Genomic DNA, 18,309 nt, shown 5'->3' with positions numbered 1-18,309 from the left:
TATTGGGAGTATTACGCCTCAAAAACCCAATTTTCGGGCGTTTCCCGCCGTCCAGCGGATCTCCACCATCACAAGGCTTATATTTGCTATCCGTCTGTGGTTTTTGCAAAGACGGACTGGGGATTCCATGAAACTGGCAATGATCGGCTTCGGACAGGCGGGGGGAAAAGTCGTCGACAAGTTTCTCGAGTACGACAAACGGACCGGCTCGGAGATCGTGCGGGCGGCCGCGGCGGTGAACACGGCCAAAGCCGATCTGATGGGGCTCGAACACATCCCGGAGAGCCAGCGCGTCCTGATCGGGCAGTCCCGCGTCAAGGGGCACGGCGTGGGCGCGGACAACGAGCTCGGCGCGGAGATCGCCGAGGAGGACATCGACGAGGTACAGGGCGCGATCGATTCGATCCCGGTCCACGAGGTCGATGCGTTCCTCGTCGTCGCCGGCCTCGGCGGGGGAACCGGATCCGGCGGCGCGCCGGTGCTCGCGAAGCACCTCAAGCGCATCTACACCGAGCCGGTCTACGGGCTCGGCATCCTGCCGGGCAGCGACGAGGGGGGCATCTACACCCTGAACGCGGCCCGGTCGTTCCAGACGTTCGTCCGCGAGGTCGACAACCTGCTCGTGTTCGACAACGACGCCTGGCGAAAGACGGGCGAGTCGGTGCAGGGCGGCTACGAGCAGATCAACGAGGAGATCGTTCGGCGGTTCGGGATCCTCTTCGGCGCCGGCGAGGTCAAGCAGGGACAGGAGGTCGCCGAGAGCGTCGTCGACTCCTCGGAGATCATCAACACCCTCTCCGGCGGCGGCGTCTCGACGGTCGGCTACGCCGAGGAGGAGGTCGAGGAGACGTCCTCCGGCGGGCTCCTGTCGCGGCTCCGCAACGGCGAGGAGAACGACGAGCTCGACACCGCCCACACCACGAACCGCATCACCAGCCTGGTCCGCAAGGCCGCGCTGGGCCGCCTGACGCTCCCCTGTGAGATCGAGGGGTCCGAACGCGCCCTGCTCGTGCTCGCGGGGCCGCCGGAGTACCTCAACCGCAAGGGGATCGAGCGCGGTCGCAAGTGGCTCGAGGAGCAGACCGGCTCGATGGAGGTCCGGGGCGGCGACTACCCCTACCGCGGCTCCGGGTTCGTCGCGTCCGTGATCCTCCTGGCCGGCGTCACGAACGTTCCCCGGATCAAGGAGCTCCAGCAGGTCGCCATCGAGGCCCAGGACAACCTCGAGGAGATCCGCGAGGAGAGCGAGGAAAACCTCGAATCGCTCGTCGACGACGACGAGGACGAGCTCGAATCGCTGTTCTAAGCCGGGGCCCTCCCCGGCAGTCCCGATGGACGTTCTCGTTCCGTTCGCCGCCGATCGCCCGAAGACCCGGTTATCGGACGTGCTTACGCCCGCCGAGCGACGCGCCTTCGCGGACGCGATGCTCGGCGACGTGCTTCGTGCGGTCGTCGAGGCGGGCGGGGAGCCGACCGTCCTCGCGGACCGACCGATCGATCTCGCCGATCGAGTCGGGACCGCCCGCGCGGCGAACGCCGCGGTCCGCGTCGACGACCGCCCGTTGACGCCGGCCGTCTCCGATGCGATCGCCGACGCGCTCGCGGATGACGCGCCGGCGGACGAGCACGCGCCGGCGGCCGAGTCCGGAAGTGCACACGCACACACGGACGCGGTCGCGGTCGTGATGAGCGATCTGGCGGTTGCCACGCCGCGATCGTTGGAGCGGCTGTTCGACGCGTCGGGTGACGTCGTGATCGCGCCGGGACGGGGCGGAGGGACGAACGCGCTCGTCGTCTGCGACCCGGCGTTTCGCGTCGACTACCACGGCGCCTCGGTTCGGGATCATCGGCGAGCCGCGCGATCGATCGACGCCTCGGTGACCGAGATCGACTCCTATCGGCTCGCGACCGACGTCGACGAGCCCGCCGACCTCGCGGAGGTCCTCCTCCACGGCACCGGGGATGCGCGGCTCTGGCTGGAGCGGACCGGATTCGAACTCCGGACCGCGGACGGACGCGTCGCGGTCGAACGGACGACCGCCGAGTGATATCCTTTTGAGGGTCGGCCCACGAGCCTCAGTCGTGTTCCCCGCGGCCGACGACTACGACGTCGAGATCGCCGTCGACCCCGAGACGGTCGACCGCCTGCTGGCGGTCTCGCCCGCCGACGTCGAGCCCGCCGCCGAGCTCACGTTCTCGCGGAACGTCTTCCTCCCGCTGACGACCGCGTGCCGATACACCTGTACGTACTGCACCTACTACGACGCCCCCGGCGAGGCGAGCCTGCTGACGCCCGCGGAGATCCGCGAACAGTGCCGGATCGGCGCCGACGCCGGCTGCACCGAGGCGCTGTTCACCTTCGGCGACGACCCCGACGACCGATACGTCGCGATCCACGACCGGCTCGCCGAGTGGGGCCACGACTCGATCCTCGAGTACCTCCGGGAGGCGTGCACGATCGCCCTGGAGGAGGGGCTGCTCCCGCACTCGAACCCGGGCGATCTCACCGAGGCGGGCTTCGAGACCGTTCGGGACGTCAACGCCTCGATGGGCGTGATGCTCGAGACGACCGCGGACGTGAATGCCCACGCCGGCGGGCGGCGGAAGACGCCGGGACAGCGGCTCAACACGATCCGGGCGGCCGGTCGGCTGGGCGTTCCCTTCACGACGGGGATCCTGGTCGGGATCGGCGAGGACTGGCGCGACCGCGCCGAGAGCCTGCTGGCGATCCGCGAACTCCACGAGCGGTACGGGCACGTCCAGGAGGTGATCGTGCAGAACGTCGTCCCCAACGAGCGGTCGGACTTCGAGCGCCCGAGCGTCGAGACGATGCGCCGGGTCGTCGCGATGGCCCGGGCGGCGCTGCCGACCGAGGTGTCCGTCCAGGTGCCCCCGAACCTGACGCCCGCCGCCGAGCTGGTCGACTGCGGCATCGACGACCTGGGCGGCGTCTCCCCGGTCACCGAGGACTACATCAACCCGGCGTACGCCTGGCCGGGCCTCGAGGAGCTGCGCGCGGTGGCCGACGCCGGCGGGATGACCCTCCACGAGCGGTTGCCGACCCACGACCGGTACCTCCCTGACGGGATCCGGCGGTCCGGAGCCGTTCCCGCGGCGCCGCCGTCGCGCGCGACCGGCGGTGACGCCTCGAAGCCGCGCGGCTCGGAGCCGCGCGCCGCGACCGATCCCGGCTCCGACGCCGAGTGGCTCCCGGCGCCGATCCGCGACCGGATCCGGGCGGACGACGTCCACGGCCGCCGATTCCGGCGGGTCGCCGACCGCGAGGCGCCGCTGGAGGCGTGACCGGACCGACGAGGTGTTCGGTCATCCGGAGTCGAACCGATCGCCTCCACGGCGCACCGGCCGGCTCTCCGGGGGCGTTCCGTGGCCGGCCCGACGCCCGTCTGCCGTACTTTCTTCCCGTCGGCCTCCGAACGAGGCTTCGATGGGTATCACGCTACAAGTCGATGCGGTGCGGGAGTCGATCGACATCGCGGGGATCGGGGTCTCGGTCGCGTCGTTCGTCGTCGGGTTCCTGCTCGCCCTGCTCGTCGGGCGGTTCGTCGTCGTGCCGGGCGTTCGGCGGGTACTCGATGCCAGGGGGTTCGACCGAGCCGTCGTGAGCCTCGCGACGAGCGTCACCAACGCGGCCGTCTGGGTCGGTGCGCTCGCGATCGGCCTCACGGTCGCGGGCTACGGTGCGTTCCTCTCGGCGTTCGCGGTCTTCGGCAGCGCGATCGCGCTGGCGGTCGGGTTCGCCGCGCAGGACCTCCTCGGGAACTTCGTGGCCGGGATCTTCATCCTGAAGGACAAACCCTTCGAGGTCGGCGACTGGATCGAGTGGGACGGCAACAGCGGGCGCGTCGAGGACATCGACCTCCGCGTCTCGCGGATCCGGACCTTCGACAACGAGCGCGTCACCGTGCCGAACGGCGACCTGGCCAACACGGCGGTGACGAACCCCGTCGCCTACGAGACGCTCCGCCAGCGGTTCGTCTTCGGCATCGGCTACGACGACGACATCGACCACGCGACCGACGTCATCCTCGAGGAGGCGCGGGCCCACGAGGAGATCCTCGACGACCCCGGCGTCTCGGTTCGGCTCGTCGAGCTGGGCGACTCGGCGGTCGGCCTCCAGTCGCGGTGGTGGATCGAGGACCCGGACCGCAGCGACTTCGTGCGCGTCCGCTCGGAGTACGTGCAGGCGGTCAAGGAGCGGTTCGACGAGGACGGGATCGACATGCCCTACGTCCACCGCGAGCTCACCGGCAGCGTCGAGGTGCTCGAGACGGTCGCGGAGGCGTAAACTACCCCACCGCGGCTGCCGGTCGCTGCGGACTGGACCGTTTCTTCCGCCGCTCACGCCGTCGATCGTCGACGCAGCGCAGCCACCGCCACGCCGACCAGCAACGCCAGCGCTATCGCCGTCGTCGTCGAGAGGACGCCGCGGGTGGCCGCGACCGCGTATCGGATCGCGGCGAGCGCGAGGAACGCCGGGCCGACCGCCGCGATCCCCTCGAGGACCGCCCTGGTCGGTCGCTGGAGGGTCCCGTACCCCCGTGCCGTCGCCGCCGCGACGATCGCACCCGCGAGGACGCCGGCCGGGAGGCCGATCAGCGCCGAGAAGGCGATCCGGGTCTCGAGCAGTCCCGTCACCGTGCCCGCGACGACGAGGGCCGTCGTGATCGCGGCGCCGACGGCGACCGGGATCCGGGGTTTCATACCGGCTCTTCGGCCGATGTCGACAAAAAGATGGATGGCCGGTCGCGGTGCCGGACGATCCGGCGGGGGGCGTTCTTCGCTCGCTCTCGGGCGTGTCCGGTCGTGGGGGAGGGGGCGCCTCAGTCGTCGGCGGGCGCGGCGCCCTCGCCGCTGGTGACGCCGGTGCCGGGCCCGACCTCGATCTCGAGCTCCTCGAGCTTCTCCTCGGGGACGACGCCGTCGACCCAGCCGCGGACCTCGTAGTACTCGGCCTTCATCTCGTCGAGCTCACACAGCTCGTCCTCGCTGGCGCCCTGTCCCGGGATCGCGTCCGGGTGCCCGTCGAGGAAGCGGTTCGGGAGCGTGTCGTCGTCGCCGTCGAAGCCGGAGAGGTTGTTGTAGTACCGCTCCAGGTTGTAGACGCGCTCGCCCGCGGCCAGCAGCTCGTCCTCGCTGACGTCGCGGCCGGTGATGCCGTTGTACTGGAGCACGTACTCCTCGATCCCCTCCGCGAAGGCGTTGAACTTGCAGATGTCGAAGGAGTCCGAGATCGCGTGGAGGTCCTGGAAGGTGGCGGTGAGTTCGCCCTTCCCCTCCCACTCGTAGGGGTCGACCTTCTCCGGGATGCCGAGGATCTCGGCCGCCGGCGTGTACCCACGAAGGTGACACGCGCCGCGGTTCGAGGTCGCGTACGCGATGCCCATCCCCTTCATACAGCGCGGGTCGTAGGCCGGGATCGTCTGGCCCTTGACCGACAGCTTGTTGTCGTGTGCGCCGACCTCGTCGGCGACGCGCTCGGCGCCCTCCGCCAGCAGGTCGCCGAGGTCGCTCTCGCGGTTCGCGATGTCGGTGATGAGGTCGACCATCTCCTCGGAGTCGCCCCACTCGAGGGTGCCGTAGTCGTCGAGCTTGCCCTGCTCGGACATCTCCATGGCCATCGCCATCATGTTGCCGACCTCGATGGTGTCGACGCCGACGTCGTTACACCGGTCGATCATGAGGGCGATGTCGTCGCGCTCGGAGTGTCCCGAGTTCGGGCCGAGCGCGAAGGCCGACTCGTACTCGTAGGACTCCATCCGGACGTTCATGTCCTGCCCTTTGTGCATCGTCTGCACCTCGACCTCCTTCTTGCAGGCGACCGGGCAGGAGTGACAGGTCGGCTCGTCGACGAGGATGTTCTCGCGGACGTTCTCCCCGGAGACGCGCTCGGCGTCGATGTCGACGCCCTCGGCGTCCTCGTAGCTACGCGTCGAGGTGTACTTCGCGTTCTTCGTCGGGAGCCCGTCCATCTCCTCGGTGATGTTCATCAGGACGTTCGTCCCGTACATCGAGAGGCCGCCCTCGTTGGGCGCGGTGACGTCGGACTCCTGGATGACCTGCATCGACTGCTGGTGGCCCTCCTGGAAGGTCTCGGGGTCGGCCGGGGTCGGCATGTTCGTGCCGGATTTGACCACGACCGCCTTGACGTTCTTCGAGCCCATCACGCAGCCGGTGCCGCCGCGCCCGGAGGCGCGGTCGTCCTCGTTGACGACGCAGGCGTACCGGACGCCGTTCTCGCCGCCCGGCCCGATCGCCATCACGGAGACGTTCCGGCCGACCGTTCCCTCGACCTCCTCGCCGATCGTGTCGATCGTCTCGTGGACGCCCTTCCCCCACAGATGGCCGGCGTCGCGGACCTCCACGTCGCCGTCCTCGACGTAGAGGTAGACGGGCTCGTCGCTGGCCCCGTCGAGCAGGAGGCCGTCCAGGCCGGCCCACTTGAGCCGGGCGCCCGACCAGCCGCCGTGGTGGGAGTCGGTGACGGTCCCGGTCAGCGGGGACTTCGTCACCAGCGCGATCCGGCCGCTCATTACCGCCTGCGTGCCGGTGAGCGGTCCGGTCATGACCGCGAGCCGGTTCTCCGGGGAGTCGGGGTCGACGTCGGCGCCCTTCTCGAAGACGTATTTCACGCCCAGCCCGCGTGCGCCGATGTACTTCTCGGCGTCCTCGTCGTCGATCCCTCGATAGGAGACGTCCGACTCGGAGAGGTCGATCTGTGCCACTCGGTCGCGGTAGCCGCCGAAGTCTGTCATGTAATGCTCGTTCGTTATATAGGGCCGCTAACCTGTTAGCTGTTGACATAGGATTGTAACTGCTGGTGGTTACATCCAGTTTCGATCGCGGCGGTCCCGAGCCGCCGTCGGCGACGCGGTTCGGTCGATTCCGGTTGCGTCCACGAGCGTGCGTTCGACCGCTCGCTGACGTGGCGGATCGTCGCCGGAGGCGAAGGGGGACCATCCAAGGATCGCGAGCGACACACCGTCGAGCGGCCGCCGTGGCGCCCGTCGCCACTCGTCCCGAGGGGCGTCGCATCGGCGGGCCGTCGCTTCACACCCGACGTAAACGGCTTCGTACGCGTGGAACCACCGTCGATCCGTGGTCGCGATCGAACGTCGTCCGTGGCCGCGAGCGGACACCTCGAACGCGATCGAACTCCCGGACGCGGATGAACCGCTTCGGCCGCCGACGAACCGGGGCCGGGGAATCGTCGGATATCTCGAGACAGCGTTTATATATTAGGCAGTCGGTGATCCGGTGATGGCCGACTCGCTGCGTGCGTTCATCGATCGGCTCGAGCCCCCGGCTCGTTCGCTGGTGATCCTGAACCGATCGGCCCCCGACGCTGCGCGGCGGCTTCTGGACGGCCTCTTCGCTGACCAGCCGGTCGCGGTCGAGGAGCTCCACCGCCCGGAGGCCGACGAGACGGACGTCGTGGCGCTCATCGAGGACGGGACGATCATCGCGCGCTCGACCGTCGACGAGCTGCTCTCGACGATCCTGCTCGTCAACTCGGACCTGTACAAGACCGGCAGCCGGGAGCTCGAGGCGGTGGAGCTCCCGGCGGTGTTGGACGGACTCACCGACGTCCCCTTTCGCCTCCGCGGGTATCCCGACTCGAACAAGGAGAAGCTGCTGTTGATCACGGTCTCGCGCGTCATCGAGCGCCGGGCCGCCGAGGCCGGATCGGGAACCCTCCGGTCGTCGTTCCAGTACCTCTCGCGGCTTCAGGATGAGGCCGGCACGCGTACCGTCTACGAGACGGTCGGTCGGGCCGGTACCGACGTCCACGTCTACGGCGTCGACGACTGGGACACCGCCGGGACGCTGCCCGTCACCGTCCACGGCGGGTGCTCGAGGGAGTACCGTCGGTCGTGGTTCGTCGTCTTCCGCCCGGCCGATCCCACCGGCGTCGCCGGGGACGGGGCGCCGGATGCTTGCGATTCCGGGTCCGAATCCGTCCCCGGCCCCGCCGCTCTGGTCGCGCTCGAGGACGAGCGAAACGTGTGGGACGGGTTCTGGACGTATCGTCCGGGGCTGGTCGTGGAGATCGACGCGTACCTTCAGCGAGCGCTGTGACCGGCAGCCGCGGGATCAGACCCCGGTCGCGGGGCGCCATCCCTCCCACTGGAGGAGGTCGGCGGCCCGGTCGGCATCCGCGAGCAGGACGTTCTTTCTCGAGGGGAGGGTCTCGTCCGCGATCTCGTCCGGAACGACGAGCGTGCCGCTTGGGACTTCCTCGTCGCCGTCCACCGGGATGTGGCCGGTGTCGAGTTTCATCACCAGCGGGGCATCGAGGCGTTCGAGTCCGTCGCCGGTCGCGTACAGCTGTTCGTTGACGCGCTCGTGGTCGACACGCTGTATGAGCGCGCGGTCCCCGTCGTGGGGTTCGACGTACAGCGTTCCGAGGTAGTAGCCGCTTGAGAAGCGTTCGAACATCTGTGCGTGTTATTATCTCACGTGGTAGGGCATAAATCTTGTCGGAAACGCTTTTGCGGACCGCAATACTGCGACCGAGCGCGGCCGACACCGCGTCGGCCGACGCCGGGCGAGTGTCGAGAGCCTCGACCTCTCCGTCGACCGCGACGCCCGGAACGGCGATCTCGACTGGGTTCCCACGGTCCCGGCGCTCGGATGGACGGTTCCCACGGTCCCGGCGCTCGGATGGACGGTTCCCACGGTCCCGGAGCTTGGACCGACTTTTAAATCGTCTCCGTCCCAATCGGCGATCGATGTACGATCGGATCCTGCTGCCGACCGATGGAAGCGAAGGCGTCGACCGTGCGATCACCCACGCGATCGACGCGGCGAACCGGTACGACGCCGAGCTACACGTCCTCTTCGTCGTGGACAGCGGCGTCGTCAACGCCTATCCCGGCGACGAGTTCGTCCACGAGTTCGAGGGCGTCGAGCAGACGCTCGAGGACGTCGGCGAGACGGCCGTCGACCGGGTACGGGAGGTCGCCGCGGACGCGGGCCTCGCCGACGTCGTCACGTCGGTGATCCACGGCGAACCCCACGAGGAGATCCTCCGGTACATCGACGAGAAGGACGTCGACCTCACCGTGATGGGCACGAAGAACCGACCCGGCGAGTACCGGCGGCTGCTCGGGTCGGTGACCGAGCGCGTCGCTCGACGGTCGAGCACTCCCGTCAGCATCGTCAAAACGACGGTCGAATAGGACCGGGCGGCCCGTTCCCGCTATCGGTCGATCGTGACCGACTCGATCCCGGCGTCGGTCATCGGGGCGTCCTGGCGGTCGGTCGGGAGCGAGCCGATCTCCTCGACGACGTCCATCCCGTCGACGACCTCGCCGAAGACGGCGTGTTTCCCGTCCAGGTGCGGCTGGGCGTCGAGGGTGATGAAGAACTGCGAACCGTTGGTGTTCGGGCCGGAGTTGGCCATCGAGAGGATCCCCGCGCCGTCGTGGGTCAGCTCGTCGTGGAACTCGTCGTCGAACTGGTAGCCGGGGCCGCCGCGGCCGGTGCCGGTCGGGTCCCCGCCCTGGATCATGAAGTCGTCGATGATCCGGTGGAACTCGACGTCGCTGTAGAGGGGATCGATCCGCTTCTCGCCGGAGTCGGGGTCCTCCCACGCGCCGGTTCCCGGGGCGATCTCAGTGCTCTCGTAGTCGTTCGCGCCCTCGGCGAGGCCGATGAAGTTCTCGACCGTTCGGGGTGCTCGGTCCGCGAAGAGCTCGACCTCGATGTCGCCGTGGGTGGTGTGCAGCGTCGCCGTCGGGTTGTCGTCCGCGCTCATACCTCCCGATCGGCGCGGCGGCCGGAAAACGCTGCCCATTCGGCGTGATGGCATCGCCCCCTTCGGCGTGATGGCATCGCCCCCTTCGGCGTGATGGCGTCGCCCCCTTCGGCGTGGCGGCCCCGAGTCGCGTGGCTGCGCGTCGGCTCGCGTCCGCTCGCCTGCGCGCCGCGGCACGTCGAACGACCACCTTCTTAAGCCGCGATCCCCTCCCCATTGAGGGATGTTGATCACGGGAACGGTCGTCGCGGACGCCGACACGGTCATCGAGGACGGCGCGGTCCGAATCTCGGGAGCGCGGATCGACGCCGTCGGAGAACGTGACTCGCTCGTCGACCGGTATCCGGACGACGAGCGGCGGTCGGCTGACATCGTCGCCCCCGGACTCGTCGGGGCGCACGTCCACTCGGTCCAGTCGCTCGGGCGGGGGATCGCCGACGACGCGGCGCTGCTCGAGTGGCTCTTCGAGTACGTGCTTCCGATGGAGGCGACTATGGACGCGGACGCCACCCGGGCCGCTGCCGAGCTCGGCTACCTCGAGTGCATCGCGTCGGGAACCACGACGGTCCTCGACCATCTGACCGTCGACCACTCGGCGGCCGCCTTCGAGGCGGCCCGGGAGCTTGGGATCCGGGGTCGGCTCGGCAAGGTTCTCATGGACGCCGACTCGCCCGACGGGCTCGAACAGGACGCGGAGACGGCGCTCGCGGAGACCGAATCGCTGATCCGCGAGTATCACGGGGCCGCCGACGGGCGCCTCCGGTACGCGGTCACGCCCCGGTTCGCCCTCTCGTGTACCGAGGCGTGTCTGCGGGGCTGCCGGGAGCTGGCGGACCGGTACGAGGACGTCCGGATCCACACGCACGCGAGCGAGAACCGCGACGAGATCGCCGCGGTCGAGCGCGCGACCGGGATGCGAAACGTCCACTGGCTCGACGAGGTGGGACTGACCGGCCCGGACGTCACCCTCGCCCACTGCGTCCACACCGACGCGACCGAACGCGAGGTCCTCGCCGAGACCGATACGGTTGTCACGCACTGTCCGTCCTCGAACATGAAGCTGGCAAGCGGGATAGCGCCCATCGCGGACTACCTCGACCGGGGGATCACGGTGGCGCTCGGCAACGACGGCCCGCCGTGTAACAACACGCTCGACCCGTTCACCGAGATGCGGCAGGCGAGCCTCCTCGGAAAGGTGGACGCGCACGACCCCACGCGGCTCCCCGCCGCGACCGTCCTTCGAATGGCCACGGAGGCCGGTTCTCACGCGGCCGGATTCGACCGGATCGGCGCGCTCCGGGAGGGCTACCGCGCCGACGTCATCGGGCTCGCCACGGACGCGGCGCGGGCGACCCCCGTCCACGACCCCGTCTCACACCTCGTCTACGCGGCCCACGGCGACGACGTGACGCTGACGGTGATCGACGGCGAGGTTCGCTACGCCGACGGCGAACACGTCGGCGTCGACGCGGCGGCGATCCGGGAGCGCGCCCGTCGCCACGCCGAGCGCGTGGCGCCGTCCGCGTGACACCGGTCGGCGTCGGCACCCCTGCTCCGGCTCGGTCACGGCTGACGAACGCGGACCGTTCCGTCGCTGCTCACCGTGACGAAGAGCTGCCGTCGGACCTCCCGCCCGTGAACCGCGTCACCGGCCGCGTCGCCGACGACCTTCATCAGCTCCGGCGCGGTGCGGTTAACCTTCACGCCCGCCTCGTCGCAGGCGTCGTAGACGCGGCCGGGGACGTCGTAGAGGTCGGTCTCGGCCGGGATCTCGACCCGAACCGGCGCCGCGAGCGCCTCGGCGAAGGCGATCGTCTCGCGGGCCTTTGTGACGTTCTCGCGGGCGCTCGACTCGACGCTCGAGACGTTCGCCCGGGAGGTTCCCAGCCGGTTCGCGATGGCCGACTGTTTCAACCCCCGCTCGCGCAGCGCGAGCACCTCCGCCTGCCGGCGGGTGAGCACGCTGTCGTCGGCATCGAACCCGACCCGGTCGAGCAGCTCGCCGACCGTGACGACCTCGGGATCGTCCGCGTCGTCGTCGCTCCGCACGGCTCTGTCGCCGTCATCGGGAGCGTCGTCCGCTTCGCGGCTGCCCCCGTCCGCCGCCGGGCTCGTGGCGTGGTCGGTGCCGGCCGTGTCGGCGGTGCCGGCCGCGTCGTCGAGGGCGTCGTCTTCAGTCATGACTCACCGAAGGAAGCGGACTCGGAAAAAGGTACAGTACGGACTGTCCGTCGTCCCCCGGCGGGGAGCGTCGTCGGCGCTACCGTCCCCAGAAGTTCTCGCGGCTCCCGAGCCGTTCGCGACCCGGACCGTCGTGCTCCTCGTCCTCATCCGTGCCGTCGATCCCTGCGTCGGCGTCCGCCGCCGCGTCGTCCGCGTCGGGGTCATCCGGAAGGCGCTCGACGACCTCCTTCGCGGTGGCGTGGTTCGACTGGACGCGGTGGATGCGCACCTTCGCGCGCGCCGGCGGGAGCACCCCGTCGACGAGGATGATGAAACCGTCGTCGGTCCGACCGACGCCGGCGCCGCTCTCGTGGATGTCGTCGACTTCCACGACGACCTCCTCGCCGGGCTGGACGGGCTGGCGCTTCAGCTCCTGGATTGGCATATCGTAGTGTTGACACCACTCGGCGCCCCCGCGGTCGCCGTAGTGTTGACACCCCATTCCCTGGATCCGTTCCTCGAAGCTGGGGCAGTCGTCGGCGAGTGGACAGTCCGCCATAACACCCCGTAGCCGGCGTTCGCTCTTTATGGTTCCGACTGGGGGGGCAGCCGACACCGGGGCATCCCCCGGTCCCGGATCGGAGGATGCCCCCGACGCGGGACGCCCGGGTCGCGGCAGCTCGGCGGCAGGACGCGAGCCTCGCTCGGCCGGATCAGTGGTCGCCGTTCCCCGTGGTGGGACCGAACTCGTCGACCGGCATCACGCTGTAATCGACCGAGAGCGTGTCCGTCGTGGCTCGGATCTTCCCGACGAACGCGGAGATCGACTCGAGGTCGCCCTCCAGAACGAACAGCTCCATACAGTAGTGGGCCCCGACGTGGCTGTGGAAGTTCGCGGCGACGAGGTGCTCGTGTTCGTGACGCAGTCGCATCATCCGCTCCTCGACGCTCGTGGTCTCGTAGTCGAACAGCACCGTGACGACGGCCATCAGGTCGCGGTCCTCCAGGCGAACGTCCTCGAACTCCCCGAGCAGGTTCCGGGAGGCCTCCCGGATCACCTCGCTGCGGCCGGTGTAGCCGTGGTCCTCGGCGAAGGAGTCGATCCGCTCGAGCAACTCCTCGGGCATCGAGACGCTGACGACGGTCATATATTAACGACGGCGCCGCGAGTTGTTAAGGATTAGTGGATCCGCCGCAGCGACGTCCACGCCTCGTGTCGCGTGTGTGACGCCGGCGTCGCACAGCGTTCCCGTTCCTGTATCACCGATCACTCGCCGTCGTTCAACGTCGTCGTCATCCGCGTCGTTCGACGTCGTCGTCATCCGCGTCGTTCGACGTCGCCGCCGTCATCGACCAGACGGCGATCGCGCCAAGCAGCACCGCCGGGATCATCGGGAGCGCGAGGTATGTTCCGAAGAAGCTGAGCTCGAAGCGCCCGAGGACGTACGGGTAGAGGTAGATGACGCCGGGGATGAGGAGGGTACAGGTGATCAGCGCGGCCGTGAGCGCCCAGCCCGCGCGGCCGAAGCCGTCGGCCTCCGGTTCCGACTCCTCGCGGGCGGGTCCGTCACCGCCGCCGGGGGAAGACGCGTCGGTGACCGTGCCAGTCTCGTCGATGCGGACGGTCCGGTCGGCGTCGTCGGATCGCACACCGGAGCTCGCATCACCGGAGCTCGCATCACCGGATCTCGCATCACCGGATCTCGCGCCGTCGGCGGTTTTCCCGTCCTCGTCCCCGCCCGCGCGGTCATCGTTCACTGTCGGGAATTACGGCTACCTTGCCAAAGCCCTCACGGTCCTCGAGCAGCCGGTGGGCCGCGGCGGTCTCGCTCATCGGAAGCGTCTCGCGGATCCGCGGCTCGAGGGTGCCGTTCCAGACGAGCTCGAGGACGTCGTCGAGCTCGCCGGGCGTCGCCATCGTCGAGCCGATGACGGACAGCTGGTTCCAGAAGATCCGGTTGAGGCCGGCGTCGGGGTTGGGTCCGGTCGTGGCGCCGCAGGTGACCAGCCGGCCGCCCTTCGCGAGCGAGGCGAGTGAGTCGGGGTAGGTGGCCGCGCCGACGTGGTCGACGACGACGTCGACGCCCCGGCCGTCGGTGAGGTCCCGGACGCGGTCGGCGAAGTCGGTCGCCTCGTAGTCGATGACGTGGTCGGCGCCGCAGTCGGCCGCGTGGGCGCGCTTCGGCTCGGTCGAGGCGGTGGCGAACACCTCGCAGCCGGCGTGGGCCGCGATCTGGACCGCCGCGTGGCCCACGCCGCCGGAGGCGCCGAGCACGAGCACGCGCTCGCCGGCCGTGACGTCGGCACGCGTGTGCAGCATTCGCCAGGCGGTTCCGAACACGAGCGGGGCGGCCGCCGCGGTCGTCCAGTCGACCCCCTCCGGGACGGGCACCAGGTTCTCGGCGGGAACCGTCGCCAGCTCGGCGTGGACGCCCGGGCGGTGCTCGCCGATGATCGCGAAGTCAGGGCACAGCGTCGGGTCGCCGTCCCGGCAGAACTCGCAGGTCCCGCAGGCGGTGCCCGCCGCGACCGCCACGCGGTCGCCCGTGGCGAAGCGCTCGACGTCGGCGCCGACGTCCGCGACGACTCCGGCCGCGTCGCTGCCGGGCGTGTGGGGTAGTTCGAGGTCGAGCCCCGGTAGTCCCCGGCGCGTCCAGACGTCGAGGTAGTTGAGCGTGCCCGCCTTCACGTCGACCAGGACCTCACCCGGTCCCGGATCCGGATCGGGAACCTCGGCGTACTCGATCACGTCGCGACCGCCGTGCTCGGCGAATCGGACCGCGTGCATACCGGTCGGTCCGGCGCCAGCGACTAAACGGTTCGCGTGGGGAGCGGACGAACCCGTGACCGGGAGCCATCCTCGCCCCTCCTGTCGAAATGCTAAGGTTTACGCCGTGGCACGGTGACGCTCCTGGTATGGCTGCCCTCCGATCCCTCCGTCCAGCCGTCGGTGCCCTCACACGCAATCCGATCCTGATCGTTCTGGTCGGGCTCTACGGGCTCGTCCAGCTTCCCCAGTTCGCCCTCCAGCAGTCGCGGCCGCTGGTCGCGGCGGCCGTCTCGCTGGGCATCACCGGGCTGCTGATCCTCTTCGTGCCCTTCTTCCAGGGCGGGATCATCGCGTTGGCCGACGAGGCGCTTTCGGGCCGGACCGGCCTCGACGCCTTCATCGCGGCCGGGAAGTCGAACTACGTCAGTCTGCTGGTGGCGTATCTGGCCGTCTTCGCGATCAACCTCGTCTTCGGGTTCGTCGCGTTCCTCGCCGGGCTCCTCGTGGTCGTCTTCGGCGGCGCCGGCCTGCTGTCGGGCAGTCCCGAGATGGGGCTGGCGACGCTGGCGATCGTGGCCATCGTCGGCCTGCTGTTCGCGCTCGTCTACCTGGTCGTGAACTTCGCGATCCAGTTTTACGCCCACGCGATCGTCCTCGACGACGCCGACATCATCGCGGGCTTCAAGCGGAGCGTCGGTCTCGTCCGCCGGAACCTCCTCAGCGTTCTCGGCTACACGGCGATCCTGATCGCCGGGAGCGTCGTCATCGGCGGCCTCAGCGCCGGCGCCTCGATGTTGTTGTCGCCCCAGCCCGCCGCATTGCCCCTGCCGGAGACCTCCCTGCCGCTGCTGGTCGTGGCCGCCGTCGTGTACGTGGTCACGATCGCAGTGGGTGGGGCGTTTTACGCGGCCTACTCGGTGGCGTTCTATCGATCCATCTCGGGGGCCGGTATTGGCGGCGGTGCTTCCGGGGTCGGGAACTCGGCGACTCGGCTCTGAGGAGGTTTGATGGTCGACTTCAGGTACCCCGTACACGAGACGTCCACGCGAGAGATCGACGAATTGGTTGACCGGTTCGACGGCGACGACGATCCTTGATTCGACGTTTCCCATCGATCTGATGACGATGACGGCGCGACGATCGACGCTGCACGGTGCTTCAAACTTATGGGGATCATCTGGGACAAGGTATCTCCACGGGAGTGTCTCTCAGTGATAGTTCAAACCCACAAGGGTTCTTCTGAAACCACCAAGAGACCGTGCAATGCTCGGACTAACATCCAAGCTTCAAACCCACAAGGGTTCTTCTGAAACCGGCCTCGAAGACGTCGAACTCGTCGTCCGACATCAGCTTCAAACCCACAAGGGTTCTTCTGAAACCGAGGCTTTGTAGTCGTCGACGAGGCGGTCTGAACAGCTTCAAACCCACAAGGGTTCTTCTGAAACACGAGCGGGAGGATCGCCTCGACGAACACCTCGTTGCTTCAAACCCACAAGGGTTCTTCTGAAACGCCGGCCGCGGGACTCCCCCGGCGTGGGGGCATCCGAGCTTCAAACCCACAAGGGTTCTTCTGAAACTCGGTTGATGGCCGTCGACGACGCCTCGAAGCGCGTGCTTCAAACCCACAAGGGTTCTTCTGAAACAACGGTTGAAGTGGAAACCGATACGTCCGGGCCGCTTCAAACCCACAAGGGTTCTTCTGAAACTTGACCGGGTTGGACTTTCCGCTCCGTAATATCGCTTCAAACCCACAAGGGTTCTTCTGAAACCGACTGAAACGGATATGTGGGGCAGATGGATCAACCAGCTTCAAACCCACAAGGGTTCTTCTGAAACGTCTGGATGCACGACGACGGGTCGCAAACGGAGGCGCTTCAAACCCACAAGGGTTCTTCTGAAACTGGATCCACGTCCTCGAGACGGCCTCCCGCGTGGTGCTTCAAACCCACAAGGGTTCTTCTGAAACAGGAACCAGCGGCGTTCCGGGAGATATTCGCGGCGTGCTTCAAACCCACAAGGGTTCTTCTGAAACCGCGCTGGTGGCTGTAATCGATCTTCTGGCCGGTGCTTCAAACCCACAAGGGTTCTTCTGAAACCGTTGCCCTTCTGCGCGGAGACGTCGGCGCCGCAGCTTCAAACCCACAAGGGTTCTTCTGAAACGCCGCGAGGGCGGCCGAGGAAACGGGCGATCGCGAGCTTCAAACCCACAAGGGTTCTTCTGAAACCGTAATTCGTTTCAAAGGCCCGTTCATACGCAACCGGCTTCAAACCCACAAGGGTTCTTCTGAAACGTTTTGATTACCTTCTGACGCCCCGTGGTCCTCGTCGCTTCAAACCCACAAGGGTTCTTCTGAAACGCCTGTCTCGGCGTCTAACGCTTCTCCCTTCTCGTCGCTTCAAACCCACAAGGGTTCTTCTGAAACCCGGCACGCGAGCCTGACGAACGCCGACAAGCGCGCGCTTCAAACCCACAAGGGTTCTTCTGAAACTCCTGGCGTGGGACACGCTCGACCTTCCGGAGGACGCTTCAAACCCACAAGGGTTCTTCTGAAACCATCGCGGCGGCGAGGAACGGCGAGCGCGTCCCGCTTCAAACCCACAAGGGTTCTTCTGAAACCCAGCAGGTCGAGCCCCTCCTCCCAGCAGGAGTAGCTTCAAACCCACAAGGGTTCTTCTGAAACTGGAGTGCTGTGGTCGAGAGCCCCCGCCCAGCGAGGCTTCAAACCCACAAGGGTTCTTCTGAAACCGGACGTACACGTTCATCGCCGACGACATCCAGGAGCTTCAAACCCACAAGGGTTCTTCTGAAACTCGATCGACCGGCTCGGCGGGCTCGTCGATCACGAGCTTCAAACCCACAAGGGTTCTTCTGAAACGCCGGCTTCCACGGTGATACTGAAGTCCTCGCCGGTCGCTTCAAACCCACAAGGGTTCTTCTGAAACGCCGTTTCCCTTCCCGTTGAACTAATGCTTCGATCGCGCTTCAAACCCACAAGGGTTCTTCTGAAACGATCGAGTTGTCGCCCGCGGCGACCGACGGATCGCCGCTTCAAACCCACAAGGGTTCTTCTGAAACACCGTCTGGCGTCTCGGCGGTCGCCTTGACCCGTGCGCTTCAAACCCACAAGGGTTCTTCTGAAACGGTTATCAGTCCCGTCGACCGCGACTTCACGGATGCTTCAAACCCACAAGGGTTCTTCTGAAACCGCCCGGTCCGCGGTCGTTCCCGAATACCGCTGCTTGCTTCAAACCCACAAGGGTTCTTCTGAAACTCCGTAGCCCGGTGGTCCCCGGCTACACTTCTATATGCTTCAAACCCACAAGGGTTCTTCTGAAACGCGAGCCCTCCCTCGCCGTGTGCAGGGCCGCTCGTGCTTCAAACCCACAAGGGTTCTTCTGAAACCGCGCGCCCTCCCTCGCCGTGTGCAGGGCCGCTAAAGCTTCAAACCCACAAGGGTTCTTCTGAAACTCTCGATGGTCAGGTACTTGTAGATGATGTTACACGCTTCAAACCCACAAGGGTTCTTCTGAAACTCGGTGTCGGTCGTGCTGCTGTTCGTGTCTGTGGTCGCTTCAAACCCACAAGGGTTCTTCTGAA

General features: G+C 67.6%; 17 protein-coding genes and 1 CRISPR repeat array (1 of these 18 cut by a window edge). Of the genes, 8 read left to right on the top strand and 9 right to left on the bottom strand.

The annotated features are described in order from the left end of the window. Positions 1-127 precede the first annotated feature (127 nt). The 4 genes from CPZ00_RS05345 to CPZ00_RS05330 all read left to right on the top strand — a co-directional run bounded on the left by CPZ00_RS05345 (position 128) and on the right by CPZ00_RS05330 (position 4,306). Positions 128-1,306, top strand: coding sequence for a tubulin/FtsZ family protein (locus CPZ00_RS05345; RefSeq protein ID WP_172861788.1), 1,179 nt, complete (start codon positions 128-130; stop codon positions 1,304-1,306). A gap of 25 nt (positions 1,307-1,331) precedes the next feature. Beyond that, positions 1,332-2,048 carry a 2-phospho-L-lactate guanylyltransferase gene (cofC, locus tag CPZ00_RS05340; protein WP_096389972.1) on the top strand — a complete coding sequence of 239 codons (717 nt, stop codon included), beginning with the start codon at positions 1,332-1,334 and terminating at the stop codon, positions 2,046-2,048. 34 nt (positions 2,049-2,082) lie between these two features. Then, positions 2,083-3,303 carry a 7,8-didemethyl-8-hydroxy-5-deazariboflavin synthase subunit CofG gene (gene cofG, locus CPZ00_RS05335; RefSeq protein WP_096389971.1) on the top strand — a complete coding sequence of 407 codons (1,221 nt, stop codon included), beginning with the start codon at positions 2,083-2,085 and terminating at the stop codon, positions 3,301-3,303. Between the two features lie 142 nt (positions 3,304-3,445). Next, positions 3,446-4,306, top strand: coding sequence for a mechanosensitive ion channel family protein (locus CPZ00_RS05330; RefSeq protein ID WP_096389970.1), 861 nt, complete (start codon positions 3,446-3,448; stop codon positions 4,304-4,306). 53 nt (positions 4,307-4,359) lie between these two features. On the opposite strand, the gene CPZ00_RS05325 is transcribed toward CPZ00_RS05330, so the two are convergent. Further along, positions 4,360-4,722: a hypothetical protein gene (locus CPZ00_RS05325; protein WP_096389969.1), complete on the bottom strand. Its 363-nt coding sequence runs from the start codon at positions 4,720-4,722 to the stop codon at positions 4,360-4,362. A 119-nt stretch (positions 4,723-4,841) separates the two neighbouring features. Then, entirely contained in the window at positions 4,842-6,773 is a 1,932-nt protein-coding gene (locus CPZ00_RS05320; protein ID WP_096389968.1) for an aldehyde ferredoxin oxidoreductase family protein, read from the bottom strand. 505 nt (positions 6,774-7,278) lie between these two features. On the opposite strand from CPZ00_RS05320, the gene CPZ00_RS05310 reads away from it, so the two are divergent. Then, positions 7,279-8,097, top strand: coding sequence for a DICT sensory domain-containing protein (locus CPZ00_RS05310; protein ID WP_096389966.1), 819 nt, complete (start codon positions 7,279-7,281; stop codon positions 8,095-8,097). Positions 8,098-8,112: 15 nt separating this feature from the next. Here CPZ00_RS05310 and CPZ00_RS05305 read toward each other — a convergent pair whose 3' ends face one another. Next, positions 8,113-8,457 carry a DUF5802 family protein gene (locus CPZ00_RS05305; protein ID WP_096389965.1) on the bottom strand — a complete coding sequence of 115 codons (345 nt, stop codon included), beginning with the start codon at positions 8,455-8,457 and terminating at the stop codon, positions 8,113-8,115. Between the two features lie 293 nt (positions 8,458-8,750). Here CPZ00_RS05305 and CPZ00_RS05300 point away from each other — a divergent pair, with 293 nt between their 5' ends. After that, positions 8,751-9,200, top strand: coding sequence for a universal stress protein (locus CPZ00_RS05300; protein WP_096389964.1), 450 nt, complete (start codon positions 8,751-8,753; stop codon positions 9,198-9,200). Positions 9,201-9,220: 20 nt separating this feature from the next. On the opposite strand, the gene CPZ00_RS05295 is transcribed toward CPZ00_RS05300, so the two are convergent. Continuing rightward, positions 9,221-9,778: a peptidylprolyl isomerase gene (locus CPZ00_RS05295; RefSeq protein WP_096389963.1), complete on the bottom strand. Its 558-nt coding sequence runs from the start codon at positions 9,776-9,778 to the stop codon at positions 9,221-9,223. A 223-nt stretch (positions 9,779-10,001) separates the two neighbouring features. Between CPZ00_RS05295 and CPZ00_RS05290 the strand changes: the two genes are divergently transcribed. Beyond that, entirely contained in the window at positions 10,002-11,306 is a 1,305-nt protein-coding gene (locus tag CPZ00_RS05290) for a 5'-deoxyadenosine deaminase (RefSeq protein ID WP_096389962.1), read from the top strand. Positions 11,307-11,341: 35 nt separating this feature from the next. Here CPZ00_RS05290 and CPZ00_RS05285 read toward each other — a convergent pair whose 3' ends face one another. The 5 genes from CPZ00_RS05285 to CPZ00_RS05265 form a co-directional block, all read right to left on the bottom strand. Beyond that, complete coding sequence (locus CPZ00_RS05285) at positions 11,342-11,827, bottom strand: Tfx family DNA-binding protein (RefSeq protein WP_096391607.1); 486 nt, start codon at positions 11,825-11,827, stop codon at positions 11,342-11,344. A gap of 211 nt (positions 11,828-12,038) precedes the next feature. Next, positions 12,039-12,500, bottom strand: a complete 462-nt coding sequence (locus CPZ00_RS05280; protein WP_096389961.1) for a TRAM domain-containing protein — start codon at positions 12,498-12,500, stop codon at positions 12,039-12,041. Positions 12,501-12,654: 154 nt separating this feature from the next. Next, complete coding sequence (locus CPZ00_RS05275) at positions 12,655-13,089, bottom strand: CopG family ribbon-helix-helix protein (RefSeq protein WP_096389960.1); 435 nt, start codon at positions 13,087-13,089, stop codon at positions 12,655-12,657. Between the two features lie 145 nt (positions 13,090-13,234). Further along, the gene (locus CPZ00_RS05270; protein WP_096391606.1) at positions 13,235-13,591 is read right to left on the bottom strand and encodes a hypothetical protein; all 357 of its coding nucleotides are present in this window, start codon (positions 13,589-13,591) and stop codon (positions 13,235-13,237) included. 97 nt (positions 13,592-13,688) lie between these two features. Then, complete coding sequence (locus CPZ00_RS05265; protein WP_096389959.1) at positions 13,689-14,729, bottom strand: zinc-binding dehydrogenase; 1,041 nt, start codon at positions 14,727-14,729, stop codon at positions 13,689-13,691. Between the two features lie 128 nt (positions 14,730-14,857). Here CPZ00_RS05265 and CPZ00_RS05260 point away from each other — a divergent pair, with 128 nt between their 5' ends. Beyond that, positions 14,858-15,709 (top strand): DUF7847 domain-containing protein, encoded by an 852-nt coding sequence (locus CPZ00_RS05260; RefSeq protein WP_096389958.1) that lies wholly within the window; start codon positions 14,858-14,860, stop codon positions 15,707-15,709. Positions 15,710-15,927: 218 nt separating this feature from the next. Continuing rightward, positions 15,928-18,309: direct repeats of the CRISPR family, unit length 30 nt; unit sequence GCTTCAAACCCACAAGGGTTCTTCTGAAAC; it runs 528 nt beyond the window's last position.

It is taken from the genome of Halopenitus persicus (assembly GCF_002355635.1).
Lineage (GTDB): Archaea > Halobacteriota > Halobacteria > Halobacteriales > Haloferacaceae > Halopenitus > Halopenitus persicus_A.
The sequence above is the reverse complement of the archived record's forward strand: the minus strand, read 5'-3'. Positions and strand labels throughout refer to the sequence as shown.